The following is a 25,085-nucleotide window of genomic DNA, read 5'->3' as shown; positions in this document are numbered from 1 at the left end:
CGCCCTCCCTGCCCTGCGCATACTTCGCCGCACGCAACAATATTGCGTCGGTGAATGCAAGCGGTTCGGGCCCGGGCCGGCGCCGACGCCTTACCAGGTGTTGGAGATCATCCCCTCGAGCGCGTCCTTCTCCATCGCCAGTTCGGTCAGCCGTGCCTTGACGGTGTCGCCGATCGTGATCAGCCCCACGAGCTTGCCGTCCTCGACCACGGGCATGTGGCGGAAGCGTCCCTCGGTCATCCGGCCCAGCACGTCGACGGCGTCATCGTTGCGCGCGCAGGTCTTGAGATCGCGGGTCATGTGATCCTCGACCGGCGCATCGAGGCATGACGCCCCCTTGGCCGACAGGCAGCGCACGATGTCGCGCTCCGACAGGATGCCCTGCGGGGTGATGCCGTCCTCGGACACGATCACCGTGCCGATCCGCCGCTCGGCCAAAATCTTGGCGGCGGCGTGCAGGCTTGTGCCCGGCGTCACCGTCACCACGCCGTCATCCGCCTTGTTCTTCAGAATGTGCTGCACCTGCATGAAGGGCCTCCTCGTCCGTCGCGCATAGGATGTGTCCAGCGTCGGCAAGCAGGGGCCCTTCTGTCAATTCCGACCTTCGAGTCGGGCAACTTCCCGGCGGATTTCATCCGCAAGTGCCTGTGCCAGTCGCGTCATGCGTGTCAGGCGCCGATCGTCCGCGTGCCGAACGAGGTAGAACGCGCGCGTCAGCGACACCGCCTCCGGCAGCACGCGCACGAGATCGGGCGCCGAGGAAAGGGCGAAGTCGTGCACGATGCCGAGCCCCGCCCCCTGCCGCAGCCACTGGAACTGGACCGCCACCGAGTTCGAGGCGAGATGCACCCGCTCGATCCCGAGATCGGCGAGATAGTCGAGCTCGCGGTCGAAGACCATGTCGGGAATGTAGCCGGTGATGCGGTGATCGCGCAGGTCGGAGAGACTGGTCACCGGCGGTCGCGCGGCGAGGTAGTCGCGCGTGGCCGCGAGGTGCAGGTGGTAGTCGGTGATCTTCTGGACCGCGAGCCGCCCCGCCGTCGGCGCCGAGACCGCCACCGCCATGTCCGCCTCGCGCTTGGAAAGGTTCACCACCCGCGGAAGCGCCACCACCTGAAGATCAAGGTCGGGGTTCTCCTCGGACAGGCGCGCGCACACCTGCGGCAGCACGAAGTTCGCGCAGCCGTCCGGCGCCCCGATCCTGACCTGCCCCGACAGCCCCTCCTCGCCGCCCGAGACGGCCTCGGCGGCCGCCTGCATCGCCTGCTCGGCCGCCTCGGCGTGGCGCATCAGCCGCTCGCCCGCGCCGGTCAGCGCGTAGCCCTGCGGCGACTTTGCGAAAAGCGGCGCGCCCATGCCCGCCTCCAGCCGGGCCACGCGTCGCCCCACCGTCGCGGGATCGAGCCTGAGGGTCCGTCCGGCGGCCGACAGGCTTTCGCCGCGCGCGGTGGCAAGGAAAATCCGCATGTCATCCCAGTCCAAGAGCCCCTCCATACCAATAAATTCGCAAAGCCTCTTTGAGGAATTGCCCCTTCCCCGCGCAAAATTGCAAGCCTATCCTCCGCGCAACCGAAGGAGGACCCCATGCAGGAACTGACTCACTGGATTGACGGCCAGCACGTGAAGGGCTCGTCGGGCCGTATGGCCGACATCTACAACCCCGCCACCGGCGAAGTGCAGGCAAAGGTCCCGCTGGCGACCGCCGACGAACTGCGCGCCGCCGTGGCCAAGGCCGCCGAGGCCCAGAAAGCCTGGGGCGCCACCAACCCGCAGCGCCGCGCGCGGGTGATGATGAAGTTCGGCCAGCTCATCAACGAGCACATGGACGAACTGGCCGAGCTGGTCAGCCGCGAGCACGGCAAGACCCTGCCCGACGGGCGCGGTGACGTTCAGCGCGGTCTCGAGGTCGTCGAGGTCTGCATGGGCGGACCGTCTCTGCTGAAGGGCGAGTTCACCGACAACGGCGGCCCCGGCATCGACCTCTACTCGATGCGCCAGCCGCTGGGCGTCGTGGCCGGCATCACGCCGTTCAACTTCCCCGCAATGATCCCGCTTTGGAAAATGGCACCGGCGCTGACCTGCGGCAACGCCATGATCCTCAAGCCGTCCGAGCGCTGCCCTTCGACCTCGCTGCGCCTGGCCGAACTACTGAAGGAAGCCGGGCTTCCCGACGGCGTGCTGCAGGTGGTCAACGGCGACAAGGAGGTCGTGGACGCGATCCTCGACGACGAGACCGTGCAGGCGGTGGGCTTCGTCGGCTCGACCCCGATCGCGCAATACATCTACGGCCGCGCCGCGAACAACGGCAAGCGCGCCCAGTGCTTCGGCGGCGCGAAGAACCACATGATCATCATGCCCGACGCGGACATGGACAAGGCCGCGGATGCGCTTGTTGGCGCGGGCTTCGGCGCCGCGGGCGAACGCTGCATGGCGATCTCGGTGGCCGTGCCGGTGGGTGAGGAAACCGCCAACGCCCTGCGCGAGCGGCTGATCCCCCGCGTCGAGAACCTCAAGGTCGGCCCCTACACCGCGGGCGACGACGTGGACTACGGCCCCGTCATCACCTCTGCCGCCAAGGAGCGGATCGAGGGCCTCGTCAACAAGGGTGTCGAGGAAGGTGCGGACCTCGCAGTCGACGGCCGGAACTTCAAGCTCCAGGGCTACGAGAACGGCTTTTTCGTCGGGCCGTCCTACTTCGACCACGTGTCGCCGGACATGACGATCTACAAGGAAGAGATCTTCGGCCCGGTGCTCTGCCAGGTGCGTGCGGCGTCCTATGACGAGGCGCTCAAGATCACCATGGACAATGAGTACGGCAACGGCACCGCGATCTTCACCGCCGACGGCGACACCGCGCGCGACTTCGCGCACCGGGTCAACGTGGGCATGGTGGGCATCAACTTCCCGATCCCCGTGCCGCTGAGCTACTACACCTTCGGCGGCTGGAAGAAGTCGGCCTTCGGCGACCTGAACCAGTACGGCCCGGACGCCTTCCGGTTCTACACCAAGACCAAGACCGTCACCGCGCGCTGGTTCTCGGGGATCAAGGACGGCGGCGAGTTCAACTTCAAGGCCATGGACTGACGCTTCTGCTGCCACCGTGCATCGGCCTGGGAAACGAATACGGGCGGGGAGAAATCCCCGCCCGTTTTTTCTGCTGGCGTCGTGGCCGGATCAATCGCCGGTGTCGGCGCCTTCGAGCTCACTCTCGGGGCTTGCGACATTGTCCGAGCCGACCGAACCGGGTGAGACCGGCTGACTGGTCGTCCCGGTTGCGGTGCCAGTCGTCGCAGTGCCGGTGCCCTGATCGCTGCTGACCGGGTCGCTCGCCACGGTGCCCGCGCCGATATCGCCATCGGTGTAAGTCTCACGCTCCTCGAGGGCGGTCTCGTCGTCGGTGTCGGTGGTGGTTTCCATCGCCCCGCCGATCTCGGTGCCGCTTTCCATCCCGTCGGCCATGGCGTCGGCCACCATGCCCTCGGTGTTGGCATCGCAGTACTGGTTCACCGCCGCGATATTCGGCGCCCCACCCAGAACCTCACCCTGTTGCTGGGTCGAGAGGCCCCGGAACTGGGCGCAGGTTAGATCTTCATAACCGCTGGTCTGTGCCGAAGCGGCGGTCGCGCCGAGGCCCAGAAGGCCCGCGGCGGCAAAGGCGAATGTGCGATTGGTCATGTGGTTCTCCTCGTGCGGGACACCGTGTCCCGATTGACGAAAGAACCGTCAGCCACGGCGCCGCGTTTCGTCACGGCGCCGTGACGGCGGGGGTTCGCCCTACCGGTCATGGCCGATCGGCGTGCCCCCGCCAGTTCCCGGTGGCGGCGTCAGCTGTCGTCGCCGCCATCACCACCGTCGGACCCGCCGTCCGAGCCGCCGTCGGAACCACCGGCATCGCCGCCGGCGTCGCCGCCAGCATCACCACCGGCATCCGCACCGCCCGCGTCGGCGCCTGCATCCGCACCGGCGTCGGCGTCGGACGCGTCGCCCGAAGCCGCCCCGTCGACGCCCACGTCGCCGGCGGTCGCATCGACATCCGCGTCCACTTCGGTGTCCGCGCCGGCAGTATCGCTGTCCGACATGCCATCATCGGTCATGCTGTCGTCGCCGGGCGCATCGTCCGATCCATCATCATCGGCATTGATGTCGTTGCTCGTGTCGGTCTCCGACCCGTTCGGGTCGAGCACGTTGACACCGTCCTCGTCTTCGGTGCCGAACACCATGGCCGCGATCTCGGCGGTGGTCATCTCGGGGTTCTCGCGGCAGGCGGTCAGAAGACCTTCGACCGTGCCCACGGCGGCCGGACCGTCGATGTCCGACGTGGTGGCGACGCCGTCAGGGGTCTCCACCAGTTGCAGCGCGATCCGGCCCTGGGTCTGCTCGTCCATCAGCAGGTAGTCCGAGCAGATCACCTCGCCGGGCGCCACATCCGCGGTGGTCTGCGCCGAGGCGGCCGAGACGAGGCCCATGCCCGCGAGGGCACCGGCGATGGCGAAAACGGACGTGCTGCGTTTGGTCGTGCGTGTCATGGTCTTTCCTCCAATATGCGCGGCCCCTTGCGTGGCCGGGATGCCGATGAACCGCCGACTGCACCGGTCCGTTCCGCGTTGCGCCGAAATAGGCGGAGGCTCGCCACATGCGCCTCACGCCATGTTTCAACGCAGCCGCCCGGCGGCCCCCGTGTCCGCTTGCGTCCCGCGCCGGGGGCTGAAACAAACGTGATCGAGGACGGGAGGATGGACATGGATTTCGCGGCGACCGAGGAACAGGACGCGATCTTCGACATGGCGCGCGATTTCGGCGCCGCAGAGATCGCCCCCCATGCGCGGGACTGGGAACGCGAGGGCACGATCCCCCGCGATCTCTGGCCGAAACTGGCCGAACTGGGCTTCGGCGGCATCTTCGTTTCGGAAGAGGCGGGCGGCACCGGTCTCGGGCGGCTCGAGGGGACGCTGATCTTCGAGGCGTTGTCCATGGCCTGCCCCTCGGTCGCCGCTTTCCTGTCGATCCACAACATGTGCGCGGCGATGATCGACCGCCACGGCAGCGCCGAGATGAAGGACCGTCTCCTGCCGGACGCGGTGGCGATGCAGACGGTGCTGTCCTACTGCCTGACCGAGCCGGGCTCCGGATCGGACGCGGCAGCCCTCAAGACCCGCGCAGACCGCACCAACGACGGCTGGCAGCTGTCGGGGACCAAGGCGTTCATCTCGGGCGGCGGGTATTCCGACGCCTACATCGTCATGGCCCGCACCGGCGGCGACGGTCCCGACGGCATCTCGGCGATGCTGGTCGAGGACGGCGCCGAGGGCCTGAGCTTCGGCGGGCTCGAGGACAAGATGGGCTGGCGTTCGCAGCCCACGCGCGCCGTGCAGCTCGACGGCGCGGTTGTGCCGGCGGCGAACCTGCTGGGCGAAGAGGGACTGGGCTTTCGCTATGCCATGGCCGGGCTGGACGGCGGCCGGCTGAACATCGCAGCCTGCTCGCTCGGCGCCGCGCAAGCGGCGCTCGACGCGACCCTCGTCTACATGCGCGAACGCCAGGCCTTCGGCCGCCCCCTCGACCAGTTCCAGGCTCTCCAGTTCAAGCTTGCCGACATGGAGATCCAGCTGTCCGCCGCGCGGGTCTTCCTGCGTCAGGCGGCCTGGGCCTGCGATGCGAAACGTCACGACGCCGGCAAGCACTGCGCGATGGCCAAGGCCTTCGTCACCGAGGTCGGCAGCCGCGTCGCCAACACCTGCCTTCAGCTTCATGGCGGTTACGGCTACCTCGCCGATTACGGGGTGGAAAAGACCGTCCGCGATCTGCGTGTGCACGAGATCCTCGAAGGCACCAACGAAATCATGCGCCTGATCGTGGCGCGCAAGCTGCTGGAGGCCGCCGCATGAGCGACCACGTGTCCGTCCGCACCGAAGGCCGCGCGGGCCGCATCACGCTGACCCGCCCCTCGGCGCTGAATGCCCTCGACCACGACATGTGCCTCGCGATCGAACAGGCGCTGCTGGACTGGGCCGAGGATCCGAACGTGGCGCTGGTGATCCTCGACGCCGAGGGGGACAAGGCCTTCTGCGCGGGCGGCGACATCGCCGGGGTCTACCGCGAGGCGCAGGAAGGGCGCGGCCAGTCGGCCGTGGACTTCTGGCGCGACGAGTATCGCATGAACGCGGTTATCGCCGAGTATCCCAAGGCCGTGGTGTCCTTCATGCAGGGCTACGTCATGGGCGGCGGCGTTGGCGTGGGCTGTCACGGCTCGCACCGCGTGGTTTGCGACAGCACGCGGATCGCCATGCCGGAATGCGGCATCGGACTGGTGCCCGACGTGGGCGGCTCGCTTCTTCTGGCACGGGTGCCCGGCCGGCTGGGCGAGTGGCTGGGGCTGACCGGCGCGCGCATGGACGCGGGCGACGCGATCTGGGCCGGATTCGCCGACCTGTACGTGCCGCGCGACGCATGGGCCGAGGCGATCGCGAAGCTCAGCGAGAGCGGCCAGCCTTCCGCCATCACCGAATTCGCCGCGCCTGCCCCCAAGGCCACCCTGCCCGACAAGCTCAACGACGCCGAGGCGACGTGCGGCGGCGAGACGTTGCGCGACGTGGTGAACGCGCTGCGCACCGACGACAGCGCGTTTGCCGCCGAGACGCTGGCCAAGGTCGAGGCCTCCGCGCCGCTGTCCATGGGCGCGACGCTCGAGTTGCTGCACCGGCTGAAATCGGGCAGCGCGGACATCCGCCGCGCGCTGGACCTCGAATTCCGTTTCACCTCGCGCGCGCTCGAGCATGCGGATTTCCTCGAAGGCGTGCGCGCGCTTCTGATCGACAAGGACAAGAGCCCGCGCTGGCGGCACGAGGTGGACGGCCTGCCGCTGACGGACGTGGCGCGGATGTTCCGCCCGCTCGAGGTGGACGAGATCAACTTTCACGACCTGGGAGAGACGGCATGAAGATCGGGTTCATCGGTCTGGGCAACATGGGCGGGCCGATGGCCGCCAACCTCGCGCGCGCGGGCCACGAGGTGATCGGCTTCGACACCGCGAGCGTGGTCATCGACGGAGTGACGCCCGCGAACAGCCCCACCGAGGCGGTTGAGGGGGCCGAGGTGGTCATCACCATGCTGCCCAACGGCAAGATCCTTCGCACGGTCGCCGACGAGATCGTGCCGGCGATGAAGCAAGGTGCGGTGTTCCTCGACTGCTCGACCGTGGACGTGGACAGCGCCCGTGCGGTGGCCGAGCAGGCGTTGGCGGCGGGTCTCTCGGCGCTCGACGCGCCGGTCTCGGGCGGTGTGGGCGGCGCCACGGACGGCACGCTGACCTTCATGGTCGGCGGTGACGAGGCAGGCTTCGAGACCGCCAAGCCGCTCTTCGACATCATGGGCCGCAAGGCGGTGCATTGCGGCCCCTCGGGGAACGGTCAGGCCGCGAAGATCTGCAACAACATGATCCTCGGGATCACGATGATCGGCACCTGCGAGGCCTTCGCGCTGGCCGACAAGCTCGGACTCGACCGGCAGGCCATGTTCGACGTCGTGTCGACCTCATCGGGCTCGTCGTGGTCGATGAACACCTACTGTCCGGCGCCGGGCGTCGGTCCGACCTCGCCCGCAGACAACGACTACAAGCCGGGCTTCGCCGCCGACCTGATGCTGAAAGACCTGCGGCTCGCCATGCAGGCCGCCGAGGGCGCCGACGCGGACACGCCGCTCGGGGCCGCCGCGGCCGATCTCTACCGCCGCTTCGTCGAGGAAGAGGATGGCGCGGGCCGCGACTTCTCGGCCATGCTGCCGCGCTTCGCCGGCCGCGGGCGCGCCTGATCGGGACTGCGCCGGGGATCACGTTCGAGTGACGGACGCCCCGGCGTAACCTCCAGAGAGCTCATCCGATGCGTGAAGTCCCGGATTTAAGTATCTGCCGATAATGAATTTCTGATTATCACCCTTAACCTGACCCCGCTTCGATGTCGCTTCAGCGCGTCACGCGGTCATTGCCTCGTAACCCGGCTCGGGTAGGCTTCCCCTAGGGAAATCAATCGACAGGGAGTCGCCTCATGTTCCGCCTCGCAGCCATCGCCGCCACGGCCGTCGCCATCGCCTCGCCCACCCTCGCCCAGGACGACGATTTCGAGGACGTGTTGACGGCGCGCCAAGGCATGTTCCGCATCCTCGCGATCAACCTCGGGATCATCGGCGACATGGCCAAGGGCGACACCGAATACGACGCCGAGCAGGCCACAATGGCGGCGGACAACTTGCACGCGGTGAGCATGATCAACCCTTTGATCCTGTTCCCCGAGGGTTCTGACGCCGAGGCGATCGATGGCACCCGTGCCCTGCCCGCAATCTGGGAGAATACCGACGACGTGGGCTCGAAGTGGGCCGATCTCGGCGAGGCGGTTTCGGGCCTGCAGGAGGTCGCCGGCGACGGCCGCGAGGCGCTCGGGCCCGCGCTCGGCCCCGTGGGCAACGCCTGCAAGGCCTGCCACGACGAGTATCGCGCGTCTGAATGATCCGGACAGGTCTTTTCGGGCTCGTGGCGCTGGCGGTGATCGCCGGCGCAGCGGGTCTATGGATCACCCGCACGACGCCCGCCGAGCCGGGCCGGTTCGAGGCGCTGAGCGGCGACCCCGAGCGGGGAGAGACGGTGTTCGTCGCCGCCGGTTGTGCCTCGTGCCACCATGCGCCGGACGCCGAAGGCGAGTCGAAGCGCGTTCTCGCGGGCGGCCAGCGCTTCCCGTCCGATTTCGGCACCTTCGTCGCGCCCAACATCTCCACCGATCCCGAGCACGGCATCGGCGCGTGGGAGATCGGCGACTTCGCCGGCGCGGTGACGCAGGGCGTCTCGCCCGACGGGGCGCATTACTACCCGGCCTTCCCTTATGCCGCATACACGCGGATGGCGGATCAGGACGTCGCCGACCTCTGGGCATTCTGGCAGACCCTGCCGGCCGATCCGACGCCGAGTGCCGCCCACGAGATCGCCTTCCCGTTCTCGATCCGACGCTCGATTGGCGTCTGGAAGGCGCTTTACCTCGACGACGACTGGATCACGCCGGCCGAAGAGCCGCAGTTGGAGCGCGGACGAACCCTTGTCGAAGCTCTCGCCCATTGCGGTGAGTGCCACACGCCCCGCACCACGCTCGGCGGTCTCGACATCGACCGCTGGCTCGGCGGCGCGCCCAACCCCAGCGGCGAAGGCACCATACCGTCCTTGCGGCCAGAGGACCTCGACTGGTCAGCCTCCGACATCGCCTACTATCTGGAATCGGGGTTCACCCCCGATTACGACAGCGTCGGCGGGCACATGGTCGCGGTCGTGGAAAACTTCGCCCAACTTGAGGCCGCCGACCGTGAGGCGGTGGCGGCCTATCTGAAGGCACTGCCGGGCGGGGAGTGACGCCCCGCCCGTGTGCGAACTCAGGCCGATGTCGCCGCCGCGGCGAGCCGACGCTCGCGCGCGTCGCGCAGCCGGGCGAAGTCGTCGCCGGCATGGTAAGACGACCGCGTCAGCGGCGTCGCCGAGACCATCAGGAAGCCCTTGCCGAATGCGGCCTTCTCGTAGCTCGCGAATTCCTCGGGTGTCACGAAGGTGTCGATGCGGTGATGCTTGGAGGACGGTTGAAGGTACTGGCCGATCGTCATGAAATCCACGTCTGCCGAGCGCAGGTCGTCCATGACCTGCAGGACCTGCGGACGCTGCTCTCCGAGGCCGACCATGATGCCGGACTTGGTGAAGATCGACGGGTCGATTTCCTTCACCCGTTGCAGCAGCCGCAGCGAGTGGAAGTAGCGCGCGCCGGGGCGCACCTCCGGATAGAGACCGGGAACGGTTTCCAAGTTGTGGTTGAAGACGTCCGGCTTGGCCGCGACCACCGTCTCGAGCACCGAGGGCGCGCATTTCAGGAAGTCCGGCGTCAGGATCTCGATCGTGGTGCCCGGCGACCGGTGGCGCACCGCGCGGATGGTCTGGGCAAAGTGCTCGGCGCCGCCATCCTCGAGATCGTCACGGTCCACCGAGGTGATGACTACATGGTTCAGGCCGAGCTTCTGCACCGCATCGGCCACGCGCCCCGGCTCGAACACGTCGAGCGCATCGGGCCGGCCGGTGGCCACGTTGCAGAAGGTGCAGCCCCGGGTGCAGATCTCGCCCATGATCATCATGGTGGCGTGACCCTGGCTCCAGCACTCGCCGACGTTCGGACACCCTGCTTCCTCGCAGACCGTGGTCAGGTTGTGCTCGCGCATTGTCTTGCGTGTTTCGGCATAACCCTGCCCGCCCGGTGCCTTAACACGGATCCAGGACGGTTTCTTCGGCTGAGCGTTGTCCGGACGGTGCGCCTTTTCGGGGTGACGCTGGTCGGGGATCTTCAGATCGCGCATGGGAACGAGCCCTAAATCTTAAGCATTTCACATAATGATAAGGCGTTACGGAGGGTTCTGCCAGCCCTGCGCGCCGTTGCATGTCGGGGTTGCATCTCACGGCGCCGCCGATACGGAACGCCGTCCGCGCCCCGCAAGCCGTCGCAGACGGTCGATCGATCGAAGGATGCAGCGGTTGGAGGCTATGCGCCCGGCGGGCAGATTTGACGCGCCTGGGACAAAACGTCCTCCGCCGCCTCCTCGATCAGCCCGGTCAGGTCCCCGACCCATCCGTCATCGCGTGATGTATCGCGGCGCACCAGCGCCAGCCGCCGCGCGGGCTCGGTGCCTGCAAAGCGCAGAAGGCCGAGATCGGGGGCGGCCGCGCGCTCTACCGGCAGTGCGAGTTCCGGCAGCAGGGTCAGGCCGAACCCGGCCGCGACAAGGCCGCAGAGCGTCGCCAGCGACGAGGCGCCCAGATCCACCTGCCCGCGCCCCGGCAGGCCGCACACCTCGAGCGCCTGATCGGCGAGGCAATGCCCCTCGTCGAGCAGCAGCAACTCCCCGGCGCGCAGCGAGGCCGGATCGGGCAGCGCGTCGGCATAGGCCGCGAGCCGTCGTTCGGACCCCGCGAGGACGAAGCGATCTTCCACCAGCGGATGCGCCACCAGCCCGTCGTCGGGCACCGGCAGCGCGACGAGGGCGGCGTCGAGCCGTCCGCTGCGCACGCCCTCGACCAACTGCGCGGTCTGCGCCTCGCGCACGCGAAGCTCGAGCGACAGGTCGCGGGCCCGGATGCGGCTGAGCGCGGCAGGCAGAAGGTATGGCGCAACCGTCGGAATCACACCGAGGTTAAGTTGCCCCGAGAGGCCGTCACGCCAACGGATCGCCTGGGTGAGATCGTCGACCTCGGCAAGGACGCGACGCGCGCGGGTCAGAACCTCCTGCCCCGCGCGTGTCAGACGCACACCGCGCGGCAGCCGATCGACAAGATCGACGCCAAGCTGCGCCTCCAGTTCCTTGATCTGAAGCGACAGCGCAGGCTGCGAGACATTGGCGCGCGCGGCGGCGCGCCCGAAGTGGGCGGCATCCGCAAGGGCGACGAAATAGTGCAGCTGGCGCAGGGTAACTTTCATGAGGGCTGTTAATCGCGCGAGGGCAAGAACCGCAAGAGGAGGCTATCGCGATTGAACGCCGCCCGCTCAGCCAATCAGGCCGCGCCCGTCGATGCCCTGCTCCTCGTAGTGACGCGCCAGGCGCTGAAGCACGATGCGCAGGACGATCTTGCCCGACCGCGCTGACCATCCCATCCGCTGCTCGGCGGCCTCGAGCCCCTCGAGACGGCAGCAGCAGCGCAGCGCCATGTCCCCGAGTCCGGGCCCTAGGTCGACCAGCGCCGCGGCGAGCCGCGCCAGCGCCGCCTGCGGGCCGGTGCGGTCCTCGGCCCCGGCCGACGCCTTGCGGAGTGACGCATCGGCGGCCTCCTGCACCAGCGCGTCGACCTCGGCATCGCCCACTTGGCCGAGGCGCGCGATCTCGTAATCCTCGCGCAACCGCTCGGCCGCCCGCACCAGCGCCCGGTCGAGAAATGCGCGTCCGGACTTGTCCCGGCGCCGGGCGAGTGCAGCGACGGGCGTCTCGATGGCCGAAACCCGCGCCGGACGCAGCGCCACAGGCGCGCCGTGAGGGGCGGCGTCGAACGGCGTCTGCGCGTCTGCGAAGCCGCGCTGCCGGCTCTCGGTCTCGGCCATCAGCCGGCCAAGTGTCGCCCGCCCCGACGCGGTGATGTGGTACCGGCTTACCCGGCCGGGCGCGTTGCAGGCGATCCAGCCCCGCAGCGCCATTGCCTGTGCTGTCGCCGCCTCGATCACCCCCGCCGGTCCGTGGCGCCGTCTGCGCCTTCGTCGGTGACGACCACCGCCTTATCCATGTCGCGCGCCACCGCCAGAACCGTGCCCGGCGCGGCAAGGGCGCGCAGCGCCTCGTGGATGTCGCGTTCGAGCGCCGCGGGATCGGTGTCGGTCGCCGGGGCGTCCTGTATGTGCTGTGCCACGTCGTTCTCCTGATCTGCCCTTCTCATCGGTGCACCATCCCCGGCCCCGACCCGCGCTCCGAGACCCCGGAGCGCCGCATCGACCAGCGGGTCCTCGCGCCGCACCTCGATCCGCCGCACCTGCCGCATGACCGTGGAGGCATGACAGCCGGTTTCGCGCGCCAGGGCCCGCAGCGACCAGCCGCCCTCGACATGCGCGAGGTAGTTTCGGGCATCGTCCGGAACCCAGTCCGGCAGGTCCGCCCCGTCCTGCGGCTTGTGCCTGGATGCCATGTTCGTGTCCCCCGACCCTATGCAGTCATCCACAGGATTATCCACAATGCGATGCAACCATTGGTTGCCATTATTACCAGAGCGTTAACGGCTGAGGTTAAAGGTGATCTTTGCCTCTAATTTACAAACAATCGGAAATGCACCGAACGCTTGCTCGACTACGTCCGCAACACACGCTGACGGTGTGGGAAGCTCAGGTCCGACCATTCGAGGAGTGCCTTCCATGATCGACCACCTGTTGTCCGCGACCACCCTCCGCCGCCCGCGCCTGCTGATCCGCGCGGCCCGGATCGGCTCCGAGAGCTACGCCCGTGACCGCCACCTGCATCGTCTGCTCGGCGAACGCGAAGTCGCAAGCCGAGCGGCGCCGCTGGGCGAATTGCTGGAACGAGAGGCGCCGATGGACGCCGCGCGCCGCACGGGTGCCGCGGCCTATTCGGCGGCGCGGCACGTCGCGCTTCTGTCGGCGATCATCGCCGAGACCCGCATTGCCCGACAGGCCCGCGAGGATGCTCGCGCTCGCTGATACGCAGCCCCCACGTACCGCGCGCGCATCTACCGCGCGCGCATCGCGTGCCCTTGCGCGCGCGGCGGCTTGGCTCTACTGGCACGGGCCATGGACCAGACCGCCCACGACCGCCTTCTCATCGTCGACTTCGGCTCCCAGGTGACGCAGCTGATCGCGCGTCGGCTGCGCGAACTGAACGTCTACTGCGAAATCCATCCATTCCAGCAGGTCGACGACGCGCTTCTCGACGAAATGGCGCCGAAAGCGGTGATCCTGTCGGGCGGCCCGGCCTCGGTGATCGACGCCGACAGCCCGCGCCCCCCGCAGAAGGTGTTCGAACTGGGCGTGCCGGTACTCGGCATCTGCTACGGCCAGCAGGTGATGACGCAGATGCTCGGCGGACAGGTGGAGCGCGGCGACGGCACCGCCGAGTTCGGCCGCGCCTGGGTCGTGCCGACCGAGGAGCGCATCGACCTTCTCGCCGGCTGGTTCATGGACGGCAGCGGGCGCGAGCAGGTCTGGATGAGCCACGGCGACCACGTCGCCAAGCTTGCGCCGGGCTTTGCGGTCTACGGGACCTCTCCCGGCGCGCCCTACGCGGTGACGGCGGACCTCGAGCGGCGCTTCTACGCGGTGCAGTTCCACCCCGAGGTGCACCACACCCCGAACGGCCGGACGCTCTACGAGAACTTCGTCAAGGACGCCGGCTTTACCGGCGACTGGACCATGGGCGCCTACCGCGAGGAGGCGATCCAGAAGATCCGCGACCAGGTTGGCGACGCCAAGGTGATCTGCGGGCTTTCGGGCGGAGTCGACAGCTCGGTCGCGGCGGTGCTGATCCACGAGGCGATCGGCGACAATCTGACCTGCGTCTTCGTGGACCACGGCCTCCTGCGCCAGGGCGAGGCGGACGAGGTCATCACCATGTTCCGCGACCACTACAACATCCCGCTGATCCACGCTGACGAGCGCGACCTGTTCCTTGGCGAGCTGACCGGCGTCTCGGACCCCGAGGTCAAGCGCAAGACTATCGGACGGCTCTTCATCGACGTGTTCCAGAAGCACGCCAACGAGATCGAGGGCGCGGCCTTCCTCGCGCAGGGCACCCTGTATCCGGACGTGATCGAGAGCGTCAGCTTCTCGGGCGGCCCGTCGGTCACGATCAAGTCGCACCACAATGTCGGCGGTCTGCCCGAGAAGATGGGCCTCAAGCTGGTGGAGCCGCTGCGCGAGCTCTTCAAGGACGAGGTCCGCGCGCTCGGTCGCGAACTCGGCCTGCCGCAGAGCTTCATCGGCCGCCACCCGTTCCCGGGACCCGGCCTCGCGATCCGCTGCCCGGGCGAGATCACGCCGGAGAAGCTCGACATCCTGCGCAAGGCGGATGCGGTCTTCATCGACCAGATCCGCAAGCACGGCCTCTACGACGAGATCTGGCAGGCCTTCGTGGCGCTGCTGCCCGTCCGCACCGTGGGCGTCATGGGCGACGGTCGCACTTACGACTATGCCTGCGCCATGCGGGCGGTGACCTCGGTCGATGGCATGACCGCGGACTACTATCCGTTCAGCCACGACTTCCTGGGCGAGACCGCGACCCGCATCATCAACGAAGTGCGCGGCATCAACCGGGTGACCTACGACGTGACCTCGAAGCCCCCGGGAACCATCGAGTGGGAGTGATCCGGCTGGAGTGACCCGACCGGCATCAGCGCCCCCGCGCCGAACAGGCGCAGGGGCGTTCTGTGGTTTGGCCTCCGAACCCGGCACGTAATTCGGCGGCCGCAGAGACACCGGAAGCGGCGCAGCCTCTGTTATTGTGGGAGTCGCGGCTTATCGCGTCGCAAAACGCGCTTCGCTGCAACGTCGCGGGTCAAGCAGCTGCTTGCCAATCCACGGCGGTGCGCGTCACATGCCGCGCATGACTACCACCTCCCTGCCTACCCCGCGGTCGGACACCGTGACAGCCGCGCTCTGGATGACCGGCGCAATCGCGTCCTTTTCGGCCATGGCGATCGCCGGGCGCGAGGTCAGCCTCGATCTCGATACGTTCGAGATCATGCTCTACCGATCGCTGATCGGCATCGCGCTGGTGCTCACGGTCAGCAGCCTGACTGGTGCGCGCCGCCAGATCCGGGCGCAGCGCATGGGTCTGCACGCGGTGCGCAACCTCAGTCATTTCGCGGGCCAGAACCTGTGGTTCTACGCGGTGGCGACGGTACCGCTGGCGCAAGTGTTCGCCGTGGAGTTCTCTTCGCCGCTGTGGGTGATGCTCCTGTCGCCGCTGGTGCTGGGAGAGCGGCTGACGCGTGCGCGGGTGCTTGCGGGGCTCGCTGGTTTCGTGGGCATCCTGATCGTGGCCCGCCCGTCGCCCGCGACCTTCGATCCGAACCTGCTGGCCGCGGCCGGCGCGGCTGTGGGATTCGCTGGCTCGGCGGTCTTTACCCGCAAGCTCACCCGGACCGAAGGGATCACCTCGATCCTGTTCTGGCTGACGACGATGCAGGCGGCATTCGGCCTTGTCTGCGCCGGTATCGACGGCGACATCGCCGTGCCCGACGCGGGGGCCTGGCCGCTGGTTTGCGTGATCGGCGCGGCTGGGCTGATGGCCCATTACTGTCTGACCACGGCGCTGCGGCTCGCACCCGCCACGGTTGTAATGCCCATCGACTTCGCGCGGCTTCCCGTGATCGCGCTGCTGGGCATGGCGCTTTACTCGGAGCCGCTGGAGCCGGCGGTTTTCCTTGGCGCGGCGATCATTTTCTCGGCCAACTATCTGAACATCCGGCGAGAGCGGCAGTTGTGATTTAATAGTGACGCAGCGGCGGGTCACGTCGCTGTGACGCCGGGTCAAAATTGACCCGGCGACAATCCGCCCGCTAGCTTTCCCCTAAGAGGAGACATCTGTCGGGATGAGGGGAACACCAATGAAACGACTGAGCTATGGCGCATCGGCGCTTGCGCTGACGCTAGCCGCAGCAGGCGGCGCGCAGGCCGCGGGCCTCGACCGCTCGGGCCAGAGCGTCCTGCCGATCTTTGCCGAGGACAACACGGCCGGGATCAGCTTCGGCTACGTGAAGCCGAGCGTCAGCGGCACCGACGACCTCGACGCCGACTATGAGCCCGCCGAAAGCTACACGACCACGACGCTCAGCTACACCAACGCGGTGAACGAAAAGTTCAACTACGCGCTGATCTTCGACGAGCCCTACGGCGTGAACGTCGATTACGACAACAACCCGCTGACGACCAACCTCGGCGGCACCTTCGCTGATCTGGAAAGCGAGGCGCTGACGTTCGTCGGGCGCTACCGCGTGACCGACCGCTTCAGCGTCTTCGCCGGTATCAAGGCCGAGCGCGTGCGCGCAGACGTCGATCTGAACGGTGTCGCCTATAACCAGGCGATCTCGACCGCCGCGACCACCCGCGGCTTCAACCAGCAAACGCAGGCCAACGCGCCCGGCGCGCCGCTTCTCGACAGCTCGACGCTCGGCGCGGCCCTCGCCGGCAGCCCCACCGCCGCCGGTCAGATCGACGGCACTTACGGCGCCGGCACCACGCAGGCGCTTGGCGCGGCGTTCCAGGACACCTCGCAGGGCTTCGCCGCCACCGACGGGTACCAGTTCGAGATGGAGCAGGACACCCAGCCCGGCTACATCATCGGCGCCGCCTACGAGATTCCGGACATCGCCCTGCGGTTCGCCGCGACCTACAGCTTCGAGATCGAGCACGAGGCCGACACGACCGAGCGTCTTCTCGGCCGCGTCATCGAGTCGGAGGTCGACTACGTGACGCCCGCGTCGCTGAACCTCGACTTCCAGACCGGCATCGCGCCGGGCACGCTGCTGCTGGCCAGCTATCGCTGGACGGACTTCTCGGCCGTCAACGTGGTGCCGACCGCGCTCGGGTCGGACCTCGTGAACCTCGAGGACGGACATCGCTACTCGGTCGGCGTCGGCCGGGCGTTCACCAAGGCCTTCGCCGGCTCGATGAACGTGATCTACGAACCCGAGAGCGACAGCGGCCTCGTCTCGCCGCTCGGGCCGACGGACGGGCTCTGGGGCCTGACCCTCGGAGGACGCTACAACAACGGCGGCCTCACCGTGTCCGGCGGCGTGAACTACTCCTGGCTCGGCGATGCCGAAGCCGAAGTCGCCGGCCGCCCGGTCGCGACGTTCGACGACAACCACGCGGTCGGCATCGGCCTGCGCGCGGAATATACCTTCTGATCGGCGCACGACGCCGCGAGACGGACAAAGCGGGGCGCCTTCGGGCGCCCCGTTTTCTTTTGCGCAGGTTCCGGGTCGCGCGAACGCGCGTCCAGGGGCATACCGGTGCCATGACCACCGCTCCGTCCGACATCCCCGCCCGCGCCTGGGCCATGCTGATCCTGCTCGCGCTCGTGTGGGGCACGTCATTCCTTGCCATTCGCACGGCGCTGGACGAGATCGCGCCGCTGACGTCGGTTCTCTACCGTGTCGCCCCCGCCGCGCTGGCGCTCTGGCTCTACGTCGCCGGGCGCCGCCTGCCGGTGCCCCGGAGCCCCCGCGTCTGGGGCGCTTTCCTGGTGATGGGAGTCCTGAACAACGCGGTTCCGTTCTCGCTGATGGCGTGGGGCCAGTTGCACATCACCACCGGACTGACCTCGATCCTCAACGCGACGACCGCGATCTGGGGCGTGCTTGTGGCGGCGCTGGTATTTTCGGACGAGCGGCTGAGCACCCGCAAGGCACTCGGCGTCGCCACGGGCTTTGCCGGCGTGGCCACCGCGATCGGCTGGCAGGCTCTGGCCGATCTCGACGCCCAGAGCCTCGCGCAGGCTGCGGTGATCGTCGGCACCCTGTCCTACGCTGTTGCCGGGGCCGCGGGCCGTGCATGGCTTTCGGACCTGCGCCCCGAGGTGGCCGCGGCGGGGATGCTGACAGGCGCCACCATCGTCATGGCGCCGCTCGCCATCCTGATCGAGGGCGCGCCTCCGATATCGCTCGCCCCCGACACGTGGCTGGCGGTGGGCTATTACGCGCTGATCGCCACGGCCTGCGCCTATCTGCTCTACTGGCGCATCCTCGCCCTTGCTGGCGCGGGGACGCTGCTTCTGGTGACGCTGCTGATCCCGCCGGTGGCGATCACGCTGGGCGCCACCGTCCGCGGCGAGACGCTCGACCCCAACGCCTGGAGCGGTTTCGGGCTTCTGGCACTGGGGCTTGCGATCCTAGACGGCCGACTGTTCCGCCGGAGGCCCGCGCGCGCCGTTTGACGCCGCCCGCGCCGCTGGCTACCCAGTGCCGGACCATCCCGACGGAGCGCGCCATGATCTACCCCACCGCCCGCGCCTGGCGCGACGCCCCGAAGAAGCGCGTGCTGCTCTTCGCCATGTCGGGGCTCGGAAAGACCCACGTCTCCAACATCCTGCGCGAGAGCGGCAGCTGGTTTCACTACTCGATCGATTACCGCATCGGCACCCGCTACATGGGCGAGTACATCACCGACAACGCCAAGGCCGAAGCCATGCGGGTGCCGTTCCTGCGCGACCTTCTGATGTCGGACTCGATCTACATCGGCTCGAACATCACGTTCCACAATCTCGGTGCGGTGTCGTCCTACCTGGGCAAGCCCGGCGACCCCGCGCGCGGCGGCCTCGACATCGACACCTATCGCCGGCGGCAGGACCGCTTTGCCCGCGCCGAGGAACGCGCACTGCTCGACACGGGCTACTTCATCGACCGGGCCGAGGCGCTCTACGGCTATCCGCATTTCGTCTGCGATACCGGGGGCTCGATCTGCGAATGGGTCGATCCCGAAGACCCCGAGGACCCGATCCTGTCGGACCTCTCGCAGCGCTGCCTGATGGTCTGGATCCGCGGCTCGGACGCCCATACCGCGGAACTCGTCCGCCGCTTCGACCGCGCGCCCAAGCCGATGGCCTATAGCCCCGACTTCCTCGACCGGGCATGGCGCGACTACGTCGCCGCCGAGGGCGTGGCCGAGGACGCCGTGGACCCCGACGCGTTCATCCGCTGGACCTACGCGCAGGCACTGGCCCACCGTCAGCCGCTCTACGAGGCGATGGCCCGGAACTGGGGCATCACGGTCGAGGCCGAGGACATGGCCCGGGTCCGGGACGCCGCCGATTTCGACGAGGTGATCGCCGCCGCCCTTCCGGCGGACTAGCAGCCCGAGATCACCTGCCCGAGCGCGCGGGACGATCCCGAAAGCGTGGCGTCGACCACCGCGCCCAGCTCGTCGCTCAGGACCTTGACCCGGCTGCCCGACTGCAGCGCCTGCAAGAGCGGGTCCGAAGGGGCCATGCGCGCCTCGGGAAAGTCGCCCTGCGCGCTGCGCTCGAACCCGGTGTCGAACTGCCGGCCGTCCACGTCGACGATCAACCGCCGCTCGCCGCCGTCGATGCCCACGACCCGCAGCGTTCCCGCGCCGTCGCCGCAGAAGTAATAAAGCCCGCTCTGACCTCGCACGCCGTCGACGCCGGCATAGGCCCGTCCGTCCGGCGCCCGCCCGACCTGCCACGCCCTGGTGGGATCACCGCTGCTTGAAGCGTTGCCGCCGCCCGTGCCCGGCTCGTCGCCGCAGACCCGCGCGACGCACTGGTGATAGGCCGGGTTGTCGGCAGGCCCCTCCGCCGCGAGGCAGCGCCAGATGCAGCGTTGGAAGGCCATAGGATCGTCGTCCTGTGCGGCGGCGGGAATGGCCATGGAGGCAAGCAGGAAGAAAGACAGGAAATGTCCGTGCATGGTGTCCGTCCTGAAATGTGTCGTTAGAAATGCGATGCCGCGGAGCAGAGCACAGCGCCGCGCTTCGGTCAAAGCCCGCGGCACGGCTGCAGGCCGTGCGCGCGCCCTGCTTGAGGCCCGGGACCGATCGTCCTATCTCTGCGGCTCGCGCCCTCCACCCGCAGGACACCCAATGCCGATCAAGCTCCCCGCCGACCTGCCCGCCTTCGACGTCCTCAACCGCGAGGGCGTCATGGTCATGTCCGAGGAGCTGGCCGCCAAGCAGGACATCCGCCCCCTGCGGATCGGGCTCCTCAACCTGATGCCCAAGAAGATCGCGACCGAGAACCAGTTCGCCCGCCTGATCGGCGCGACGCCGCTTCAGATCGAGCTGTCGCTGATCCGGATGACCAGCCACGAGACGCGCAACACCGCCGCGACCCACATGGAGAGCTTCTATCGCCCGTTCGCGGACGTCGCGGCCACGGGCGAGAAGTTCGACGGCCTCATCATCACCGGCGCGCCGATCGAGCATCTCGACTATTCCGATGTCACCTACTGGGACGAGCTGGCGCAGGTCTTCGACTGGACCCAGACCCACGTGCAGTCGACCATGGGCGTGTGCTGGGGCGGGATGGCGATGATCCACCACTTCCACGGCGTGCCCAAGCACCTGCTCGAGCGCAAGGCCTTCGGCTGCGTGCGCCACCGCGTGCTCGAACCGGCCTCGCCCTACCTCCGGGGCTTTGCCGACGACATGGTGATGCCGGTCTCGCGCTGGACCGAGCTGCGGCGCGAGGAAATCGAGGCCGCGGGCTTGCCCATCCTGATCGACGCCGACGAGACCGGCCCGGCGTTGGTCGAGGACCCGGACCACCGCGCGCTCTACATCTTCAACCATCTGGAATACGATTCCGGCACGTTGAAAGAGGAATACGACCGCGACGTGGCGGCCGGCACGCCGGTGGAGGTGCCCGCCAACTACTATCCCGACGATGATCCCTCGCGCCCGCCGCAGAACCGGTGGCGGAGCCACGCGCACCTGCTCTATGGCAACTGGATCGGAGAGGTCTACCTCAAGACGCCGTACGACATCAGCCGGATCGGCACCGATATCTGATTTTCGAGGCGTCCATGACCTTCAAGCTCGTCCTCGGCCTCGTGGCCCTGACGCTCACCGCCTGCGCCACCGCCACCGACCGGGGCGCCACGGCGCGAACCGGCAGCGCCGAGGCGCGCTGGCCGCCGATCGGTCAGTTCGTGGAGGTCGACGGACAGCGCGTCCACGCCTGGATCGAGGGCTCGGGTCCCGACCTCGTGCTGATCCACGGTGCCAGCGGCAACCTGCGCGACTTCACCTTCCGTCTGGCCGACCGGCTGACCGACCGCTACCGGGTGATCGCCTTCGACCGTCCCGGCCTCGGCTACACCGAGCGCGCAAGCGAGAATTACGGCGGCGCCTTCGACACCGACGCCGAAAGCCCGGCCGTCCAGGCCGACATGCTTGCCCGCGCGGCGGCGCAACTGGGCGTGGAAAACCCCATCGTGCTGGGCCATTCCTACGGCGGCGCGGTCGCCATGGCCTGGGGCCTCGAACAGGACGCCTCGGCGCTGGTCGTGGTCTCCGGCGCGACGATGCCGTGGCCGGGCGACCTCGGTGCGCAGTACGCGGTGCTGGGCTCGTCGGTCGGTGGCGCGCTTCTGGCCCCGATCCTGTCTGCCACCGCGGGCGAGAAGCGCATCAACGAGGCCGTTTCGTCGATCTTTGCCCCGCAGGCGGCGCCCGCGGGTTATCTCGACTACGTGGGCGCGGGCCTGACGCTCCGCCCCGCCTCGCTGCGCGCCAACGCGCGGCAGGTGAATACGCTTCGGCCGCATGTCGTATCGATGTCCGAGCGCTACCCGCGCCTCGACCTCCCGGTCGAGCTGGTGCATGGCGACGAGGACGAAATCGTGCCGCTCGACGTGCATTCACGCCGTCTGGTCGAGCGACTGCCGAACGCGCGCCTGACCGTGCTCGACGGGATCGGCCACATGCCGCACCAGGTCGCACCGGATGCCATCGTCGCCGCCATCGACCGGGCGGCCTCTCGGGCCGGACTGCGCTGAGACGGGCCGTTGAGCGCGGCCGCGCCGTTGCGTGAAAACGATTTACATTCTACATCGGTCGGCACGCCCTTCGCTTCCCTCCTCCGACCCGGACCTCGCTCAGATCATGCCCAAACGCGGCTACCATCACGGCAATCTCCGGCAGGCGCTGGTCGACGCGGCACTGGTCCTGATCGAAGAGAAGGGCCCCGCAGGCTTCACCCTGTCCGAGGCCGCCAAGCGCGCGGGCGTCACCCCCGCCGCGGTCTATCGTCATTTCGACGGGCGCGAGGACCTGATCGCGGAAGCCGCGCGACAGGGCTACGAGATGTTCTGCGAGGTCATGGAGCGCGCATACCAGAGCGGCCAGCCCTCGGCGCTCGCGGCGTTCGAGGCCACGGGACGGGCCTACCTCGCGTTCGCGCGCGAGCATCCCGGCCACTACATCTCGATGTTCGAAAGCGGCGTGGCGGTGAACCGGTCGCCCGAGCTTGCACAGGTCGCGCATCGGGCTTGGTCGGTTCTTGAACGTGCGGCCGACGACCTCGCGCAGCACATCCCCGCCGACCGCCGCCCGCCTGGTTCGATGTTCTCGGCGCACATCTGGGCGATGAGCCACGGGGTGGTCGAGCTGTTCGCGCGCAACTCGCCCGGCAACCGCTCGCCCTACCCGCCCGAAGACCTGCTCGAGACCGGGATCGGCGTCTATCTGCGAGGCCTCGGCCTCCTGCCCCCGGACACCTGAGCCTTGGGCCGCCCGCTGCGCATCCTCTTCCCCTATGTGGGCGACACGGTCGGCGGCTCGCACGTCTCGTCGCTGACGTTGGCCAAAGCTCTCGATCCCATGCGCCACGAGGTCGTGGTCGGCGTGCACGAACATGGTCTGCTCACCGACTATCTCGCGCGCGAGGGGATCGAGCCGCAGCCCCTGCCGCGCGTCCACCCGCCGAAGTTACGCCCGCGCTGGCGGCAACCGCTGCGCATCCGAGCCGCGGCGGCCGCGCTCGTGCCGACGTTGCGGGCGCTGAAGATCGACGTGGTGCACACCCATGACCAGCGAATGCACCTCGCCTGGGGCGTGGCCGCGCGCGCGGCGCGTGTACCGCACGTCTGGCACCAGCGGACACCCAGCCCCGGCCGCGACCTGCCCGTTTTCACCCGTGATGCCGCGCACCTGATCGCGGTGTCCCGCTTCGTGCGCGAGAGCTTCGCCCCCGCCGCGCGGGCCGAGGCCGAGGTGGTCTACAACCCCTTCACCGCCCCGCCCGAGCACGACGCCGCCGCCTCGCGGTCGCTGATCCGGACCGAGATGGGCACCACCGGGGACGGTCCCGTCGTGGGCTTCGTGTCGAACCTGACCGACCGGAAGCGTCCGCTCCTGTTCGTCGAGATCGCCGAACGCATGGCCGGGGCCGGCCTGCCCGCCGACGCCGTCTTTCCGATGTTCGGAGAGGCCCGCCCGCCGCTCGCCGACGCGGTCGCGGCGCGCATCGCCGCCGGGCCGCTCGGTGACCGCGTGCAGATCATGGGCCCGCGCTTTCCGTTCGCGCCCTATCTCGCCGGGCTCGACCTTCTGATCGCGCCGGCGCGGCACGAGGCGCTTGGCCGTACGCTGATCGAGGCCGCCTTCGCGGGCGTTCCGGTGGTGGCCACGGACGAGGGCGGCACACCGGAGATCTTCGATCACGGCCGCTCGGCGCTCCTCGCCCCGCCGGACGACGCGGGCGCCTTTGCGGAGGCAGGCGTTCGCCTCCTGTCCGAACCGGACCGCACCGCCGCGATGACCGTAGCAGCCCGGGCCGATGCCGAGAGCCGCTTCTCGCTGGCCACGCATCTCGCGCGGATGGAGGAGATCTACGACGGTCTGCGCCGGTAGGATTCGCCGCTATTGCGATATCCCCGGATACGCACAAGACCGTCACCACGCCGCGCGTCCCTGCCCTTGAGCGCGCCGTTTCTCCGCTGCGCGGGAAACGCGCCTCGGCATCGCGTAAACCGCTTCGAAAAAAGAAAACCGCCGCCCCGATGGGGGCGGCGGTGCATTTGTTCCACTGGCGGGGCCGAGGGCCCGGCCTGTATCAGCGCTTCGAGAACTGGAAGCTGCGGCGTGCCTTGGCGCGGCCGTACTTCTTGCGCTCGACAGTCCGGCTGTCGCGGGTCAGGAAGCCTGCCGCCTTCAGCGCGGGGCGCAGCGAGGGATCGTAAAGCTGCAGCGCGCGGCTGATGCCGTGCTTGACCGCGCCGGCCTGGCCCGAGAGGCCGCCGCCCTTCACGGTCGCCATCACGTCGAACTGGTCGACGGTGCCCGACACGGTGAACGCCTGGTTCAGGATCATCTGCAGCACGGGGCGTGCAAAGTACTCGTTCAGCGGCTTGCCGTTGACGGTGACCTTGCCGGAGCCCGGCTTGATCCAGACGCGCGCGGTGGCGTCCTTGCGGCGACCGGTCGCGTAGGAGCGGCCGAACTCGTCGCGCTGCGGTTCGCGGGTGATCTGGGCCTCGGCCTCGGGCGTGGCTTCGACGCCCGCCGCTTCACCCAGCTCTTCGAGGGAGTTGATCTGGTCTGCCATGGTTTATTTCGCCATCCGGGTGTTCTTGGAGTTCATGCCCTTGACGTCGAGCGTCTCCGGCGACTGCGCCTCGTGCGGATGCTCCGCGCCGGCGTAGATGCGCAGGTTGGTCAGCTGCTGCTTGGCCAGGCGGTTGCCCGGCAGCATGCGCTTGACAGCCTGGAACACGACGCGCTCGGGGTGCGCCCCCTCGAGGATCTGCTCCTTGGTGCGCGCCTTGATGCCGCCCGGGTGGCCGGTGTGCCAGTAGAAGTTTTCCTGGCGCTTCTTGCCGGTCAGCTGCACCTTGTCGGCGTTGATGACGATGACGTTGTCGCCCATGTCCATGTGCGGCGTGAACGACGGCTTGTGCTTGCCACGCAGACGCGACGCGACGATCGACGCGAGACGGCCGAGGACGACGCCCTCGGCGTCGACGACGACCCACTTCTTGTCGATGTCTGCAGGCGTTGCAGAGAAGGTTTTCATGACGGGGTATCCCCTGGTGTTTCGTGTGTGCGTCTCGCGGGGGCCGTCGCGCACGG

Annotated in this window: 27 protein-coding genes; 16 read left to right on the top strand and 11 right to left on the bottom strand. The window is 68.5% G+C overall.

Annotated elements, in window-relative coordinates:
• Positions 1 to 90: 90 nt before the first annotated feature.
• Positions 91 to 528 (bottom strand): CBS domain-containing protein, encoded by a 438-nt coding sequence (locus tag BMX29_RS08250; RefSeq protein ID WP_043841621.1) that lies wholly within the window; start codon positions 526 to 528, stop codon positions 91 to 93.
• 63 nt (positions 529 to 591) lie between these two features.
• The gene (locus tag BMX29_RS08245; protein ID WP_240093739.1) at positions 592 to 1,482 is read right to left on the bottom strand and encodes a LysR family transcriptional regulator; all 891 of its coding nucleotides are present in this window, start codon (positions 1,480 to 1,482) and stop codon (positions 592 to 594) included.
• Between the two features lie 102 nt (positions 1,483 to 1,584).
• Here BMX29_RS08245 and BMX29_RS08240 point away from each other — a divergent pair, with 102 nt between their 5' ends.
• Positions 1,585 to 3,084, top strand: coding sequence for a CoA-acylating methylmalonate-semialdehyde dehydrogenase (locus tag BMX29_RS08240; RefSeq protein WP_092811843.1), 1,500 nt, complete (start codon positions 1,585 to 1,587; stop codon positions 3,082 to 3,084).
• 90 nt (positions 3,085 to 3,174) lie between these two features.
• Here the strand turns inward: BMX29_RS08240 and BMX29_RS08235 are convergent, their stop codons facing one another.
• A complete protein-coding gene (locus BMX29_RS08235) occupies positions 3,175 to 3,675 on the bottom strand; it encodes a hypothetical protein (protein ID WP_092811841.1) in 501 nt (166 codons plus the stop codon).
• 149 nt (positions 3,676 to 3,824) lie between these two features.
• A complete protein-coding gene (locus tag BMX29_RS08230) occupies positions 3,825 to 4,526 on the bottom strand; it encodes an HdeA/HdeB family chaperone (RefSeq protein WP_092811839.1) in 702 nt (233 codons plus the stop codon).
• A 213-nt stretch (positions 4,527 to 4,739) separates the two neighbouring features.
• Between BMX29_RS08230 and BMX29_RS08225 the strand changes: the two genes are divergently transcribed.
• The 5 genes from BMX29_RS08225 to BMX29_RS08205 all read left to right on the top strand — a co-directional run bounded on the left by BMX29_RS08225 (position 4,740) and on the right by BMX29_RS08205 (position 9,385).
• Positions 4,740 to 5,885 carry an acyl-CoA dehydrogenase family protein gene (locus BMX29_RS08225; protein ID WP_092811991.1) on the top strand — a complete coding sequence of 382 codons (1,146 nt, stop codon included), beginning with the start codon at positions 4,740 to 4,742 and terminating at the stop codon, positions 5,883 to 5,885.
• A complete protein-coding gene (locus BMX29_RS08220; RefSeq protein ID WP_092811837.1) occupies positions 5,882 to 6,937 on the top strand; it encodes an enoyl-CoA hydratase/isomerase family protein in 1,056 nt (351 codons plus the stop codon). Before BMX29_RS08225 ends, BMX29_RS08220 begins: the two co-directional genes overlap by 4 nt.
• On the top strand, positions 6,934 to 7,806 hold the full coding sequence (gene mmsB / locus BMX29_RS08215; RefSeq protein ID WP_043841629.1) for a 3-hydroxyisobutyrate dehydrogenase: 873 nt from the start codon (positions 6,934 to 6,936) through the stop codon (positions 7,804 to 7,806). The genes BMX29_RS08220 and mmsB overlap by 4 nt, the downstream gene beginning before the upstream one ends.
• Positions 7,807 to 8,039: 233 nt before the next feature.
• Positions 8,040 to 8,498, top strand: a complete 459-nt coding sequence (locus tag BMX29_RS08210; protein ID WP_043841630.1) for a c-type cytochrome — start codon at positions 8,040 to 8,042, stop codon at positions 8,496 to 8,498.
• Entirely contained in the window at positions 8,495 to 9,385 is an 891-nt protein-coding gene (locus tag BMX29_RS08205) for a c-type cytochrome (RefSeq protein ID WP_092811835.1), read from the top strand. The genes BMX29_RS08210 and BMX29_RS08205 overlap by 4 nt, the downstream gene beginning before the upstream one ends.
• A gap of 20 nt (positions 9,386 to 9,405) precedes the next feature.
• Here the strand turns inward: BMX29_RS08205 and lipA are convergent, their stop codons facing one another.
• The 4 genes from lipA to BMX29_RS19795 form a co-directional block, all read right to left on the bottom strand.
• On the bottom strand, positions 9,406 to 10,368 hold the full coding sequence (lipA, locus tag BMX29_RS08200) for a lipoyl synthase (protein WP_092811833.1): 963 nt from the start codon (positions 10,366 to 10,368) through the stop codon (positions 9,406 to 9,408).
• A 182-nt stretch (positions 10,369 to 10,550) separates the two neighbouring features.
• Positions 10,551 to 11,483 carry a hydrogen peroxide-inducible genes activator gene (locus tag BMX29_RS08195; protein ID WP_092811831.1) on the bottom strand — a complete coding sequence of 311 codons (933 nt, stop codon included), beginning with the start codon at positions 11,481 to 11,483 and terminating at the stop codon, positions 10,551 to 10,553.
• Between the two features lie 66 nt (positions 11,484 to 11,549).
• Positions 11,550 to 12,218 carry a DUF6456 domain-containing protein gene (locus BMX29_RS19800; RefSeq protein WP_342342382.1) on the bottom strand — a complete coding sequence of 223 codons (669 nt, stop codon included), beginning with the start codon at positions 12,216 to 12,218 and terminating at the stop codon, positions 11,550 to 11,552.
• Entirely contained in the window at positions 12,215 to 12,673 is a 459-nt protein-coding gene (locus tag BMX29_RS19795; RefSeq protein WP_342342381.1) for a helix-turn-helix domain-containing protein, read from the bottom strand. The genes BMX29_RS19800 and BMX29_RS19795 overlap by 4 nt, the downstream gene beginning before the upstream one ends.
• A 223-nt stretch (positions 12,674 to 12,896) precedes the next feature.
• On the opposite strand from BMX29_RS19795, the gene BMX29_RS08185 reads away from it, so the two are divergent.
• The 6 genes from BMX29_RS08185 (at position 12,897) to BMX29_RS08160 (ending at position 19,346) form a co-directional block, all read left to right on the top strand.
• On the top strand, positions 12,897 to 13,199 hold the full coding sequence (locus BMX29_RS08185; RefSeq protein WP_092811829.1) for a DUF6477 family protein: 303 nt from the start codon (positions 12,897 to 12,899) through the stop codon (positions 13,197 to 13,199).
• A gap of 90 nt (positions 13,200 to 13,289) precedes the next feature.
• A complete protein-coding gene (gene guaA / locus BMX29_RS08180) occupies positions 13,290 to 14,858 on the top strand; it encodes a glutamine-hydrolyzing GMP synthase (RefSeq protein ID WP_092811827.1) in 1,569 nt (522 codons plus the stop codon).
• Positions 14,859 to 15,096: 238 nt separating this feature from the next.
• A complete protein-coding gene (locus tag BMX29_RS08175; RefSeq protein WP_092811989.1) occupies positions 15,097 to 15,981 on the top strand; it encodes a DMT family transporter in 885 nt (294 codons plus the stop codon).
• Between the two features lie 121 nt (positions 15,982 to 16,102).
• Positions 16,103 to 17,404 carry an outer membrane protein transport protein gene (locus BMX29_RS08170; RefSeq protein WP_175471158.1) on the top strand — a complete coding sequence of 434 codons (1,302 nt, stop codon included), beginning with the start codon at positions 16,103 to 16,105 and terminating at the stop codon, positions 17,402 to 17,404.
• Positions 17,405 to 17,514: 110 nt separating this feature from the next.
• A complete protein-coding gene (locus tag BMX29_RS08165; RefSeq protein ID WP_092811823.1) occupies positions 17,515 to 18,432 on the top strand; it encodes a DMT family transporter in 918 nt (305 codons plus the stop codon).
• Positions 18,433 to 18,485: 53 nt separating this feature from the next.
• The gene (locus BMX29_RS08160) at positions 18,486 to 19,346 is read left to right on the top strand and encodes an ATPase (RefSeq protein WP_092811821.1); all 861 of its coding nucleotides are present in this window, start codon (positions 18,486 to 18,488) and stop codon (positions 19,344 to 19,346) included.
• On the opposite strand, the gene BMX29_RS08155 is transcribed toward BMX29_RS08160, so the two are convergent.
• The gene (locus tag BMX29_RS08155; protein WP_092811819.1) at positions 19,343 to 19,924 is read right to left on the bottom strand and encodes a hypothetical protein; all 582 of its coding nucleotides are present in this window, start codon (positions 19,922 to 19,924) and stop codon (positions 19,343 to 19,345) included. The genes BMX29_RS08160 and BMX29_RS08155 overlap by 4 nt on opposite strands.
• A 172-nt stretch (positions 19,925 to 20,096) precedes the next feature.
• Between BMX29_RS08155 and BMX29_RS08150 the strand changes: the two genes are divergently transcribed.
• From BMX29_RS08150 to BMX29_RS08135, 4 genes are all read left to right on the top strand, one after another.
• Entirely contained in the window at positions 20,097 to 21,023 is a 927-nt protein-coding gene (locus BMX29_RS08150) for a homoserine O-succinyltransferase (protein ID WP_092811817.1), read from the top strand.
• Positions 21,024 to 21,037: 14 nt separating this feature from the next.
• On the top strand, positions 21,038 to 22,012 hold the full coding sequence (locus BMX29_RS08145; RefSeq protein ID WP_043841649.1) for an alpha/beta fold hydrolase: 975 nt from the start codon (positions 21,038 to 21,040) through the stop codon (positions 22,010 to 22,012).
• A 106-nt stretch (positions 22,013 to 22,118) separates the two neighbouring features.
• Positions 22,119 to 22,736, top strand: a complete 618-nt coding sequence (locus BMX29_RS08140; RefSeq protein ID WP_043841651.1) for a TetR/AcrR family transcriptional regulator — start codon at positions 22,119 to 22,121, stop codon at positions 22,734 to 22,736.
• Positions 22,737 to 22,739: 3 nt separating this feature from the next.
• Positions 22,740 to 23,867: a glycosyltransferase family 4 protein gene (locus BMX29_RS08135; RefSeq protein ID WP_092811815.1), complete on the top strand. Its 1,128-nt coding sequence runs from the start codon at positions 22,740 to 22,742 to the stop codon at positions 23,865 to 23,867.
• Between the two features lie 202 nt (positions 23,868 to 24,069).
• Here the strand turns inward: BMX29_RS08135 and rpsI are convergent, their stop codons facing one another.
• Together rpsI and rplM are read right to left on the bottom strand one after the other, a co-directional pair.
• Positions 24,070 to 24,561: a 30S ribosomal protein S9 gene (gene rpsI, locus BMX29_RS08130; RefSeq protein ID WP_043841655.1), complete on the bottom strand. Its 492-nt coding sequence runs from the start codon at positions 24,559 to 24,561 to the stop codon at positions 24,070 to 24,072.
• Between the two features lie 3 nt (positions 24,562 to 24,564).
• Positions 24,565 to 25,029 carry a 50S ribosomal protein L13 gene (gene rplM, locus BMX29_RS08125; RefSeq protein ID WP_043841657.1) on the bottom strand — a complete coding sequence of 155 codons (465 nt, stop codon included), beginning with the start codon at positions 25,027 to 25,029 and terminating at the stop codon, positions 24,565 to 24,567.
• Positions 25,030 to 25,085 lie beyond the last annotated feature (56 nt).

The sequence above is a fragment of the Roseivivax marinus genome (assembly GCF_900109705.1).
GTDB classification, from domain to species: domain Bacteria; phylum Pseudomonadota; class Alphaproteobacteria; order Rhodobacterales; family Rhodobacteraceae; genus Roseivivax; species Roseivivax marinus.
Note: the sequence above shows the minus strand (reverse complement) of the source record. Positions and strands in the feature narration are given on the sequence as shown.

Bases quoted from the DNA above. Each gene is read 5' to 3' on its own strand.
- BMX29_RS08205 (WP_092811835.1), top strand. From the start codon at position 8,495: ATGATCCGGACAGGTCTTTTCGGGCTCGTGGCGCTGGCGGTGATCGCC.
- BMX29_RS08235 (WP_092811841.1), bottom strand. From the start codon at position 3,675: ATGACCAATCGCACATTCGCCTTTGCCGCCGCGGGCCTTCTGGGCCTC.
- BMX29_RS08170 (WP_175471158.1), top strand. From the start codon at position 16,103: ATGAAACGACTGAGCTATGGCGCATCGGCGCTTGCGCTGACGCTAGCC.
- BMX29_RS08225 (WP_092811991.1), top strand. From the start codon at position 4,740: ATGGATTTCGCGGCGACCGAGGAACAGGACGCGATCTTCGACATGGCG.
- BMX29_RS08185 (WP_092811829.1), top strand. From the start codon at position 12,897: ATGATCGACCACCTGTTGTCCGCGACCACCCTCCGCCGCCCGCGCCTG.
- BMX29_RS08150 (WP_092811817.1), top strand. From the start codon at position 20,097: ATGCCGATCAAGCTCCCCGCCGACCTGCCCGCCTTCGACGTCCTCAAC.
- BMX29_RS08155 (WP_092811819.1), bottom strand. From the start codon at position 19,924: ATGCACGGACATTTCCTGTCTTTCTTCCTGCTTGCCTCCATGGCCATT.
- BMX29_RS08195 (WP_092811831.1), bottom strand. From the start codon at position 11,483: ATGAAAGTTACCCTGCGCCAGCTGCACTATTTCGTCGCCCTTGCGGAT.
- BMX29_RS08240 (WP_092811843.1), top strand. From the start codon at position 1,585: ATGCAGGAACTGACTCACTGGATTGACGGCCAGCACGTGAAGGGCTCG.
- BMX29_RS08210 (WP_043841630.1), top strand. From the start codon at position 8,040: ATGTTCCGCCTCGCAGCCATCGCCGCCACGGCCGTCGCCATCGCCTCG.
- BMX29_RS08165 (WP_092811823.1), top strand. From the start codon at position 17,515: ATGACCACCGCTCCGTCCGACATCCCCGCCCGCGCCTGGGCCATGCTG.
- BMX29_RS08140 (WP_043841651.1), top strand. From the start codon at position 22,119: ATGCCCAAACGCGGCTACCATCACGGCAATCTCCGGCAGGCGCTGGTC.
- BMX29_RS08145 (WP_043841649.1), top strand. From the start codon at position 21,038: ATGACCTTCAAGCTCGTCCTCGGCCTCGTGGCCCTGACGCTCACCGCC.
- BMX29_RS19795 (WP_342342381.1), bottom strand. From the start codon at position 12,673: ATGGCATCCAGGCACAAGCCGCAGGACGGGGCGGACCTGCCGGACTGG.
- BMX29_RS08160 (WP_092811821.1), top strand. From the start codon at position 18,486: ATGATCTACCCCACCGCCCGCGCCTGGCGCGACGCCCCGAAGAAGCGC.
- lipA (WP_092811833.1), bottom strand. From the start codon at position 10,368: ATGCGCGATCTGAAGATCCCCGACCAGCGTCACCCCGAAAAGGCGCAC.
- BMX29_RS08250 (WP_043841621.1), bottom strand. From the start codon at position 528: ATGCAGGTGCAGCACATTCTGAAGAACAAGGCGGATGACGGCGTGGTG.
- mmsB (WP_043841629.1), top strand. From the start codon at position 6,934: ATGAAGATCGGGTTCATCGGTCTGGGCAACATGGGCGGGCCGATGGCC.
- BMX29_RS08220 (WP_092811837.1), top strand. From the start codon at position 5,882: ATGAGCGACCACGTGTCCGTCCGCACCGAAGGCCGCGCGGGCCGCATC.
- guaA (WP_092811827.1), top strand. From the start codon at position 13,290: ATGGACCAGACCGCCCACGACCGCCTTCTCATCGTCGACTTCGGCTCC.
- BMX29_RS08230 (WP_092811839.1), bottom strand. From the start codon at position 4,526: ATGACACGCACGACCAAACGCAGCACGTCCGTTTTCGCCATCGCCGGT.
- BMX29_RS08175 (WP_092811989.1), top strand. From the start codon at position 15,097: ATGACTACCACCTCCCTGCCTACCCCGCGGTCGGACACCGTGACAGCC.
- rplM (WP_043841657.1), bottom strand. From the start codon at position 25,029: ATGAAAACCTTCTCTGCAACGCCTGCAGACATCGACAAGAAGTGGGTC.
- rpsI (WP_043841655.1), bottom strand. From the start codon at position 24,561: ATGGCAGACCAGATCAACTCCCTCGAAGAGCTGGGTGAAGCGGCGGGC.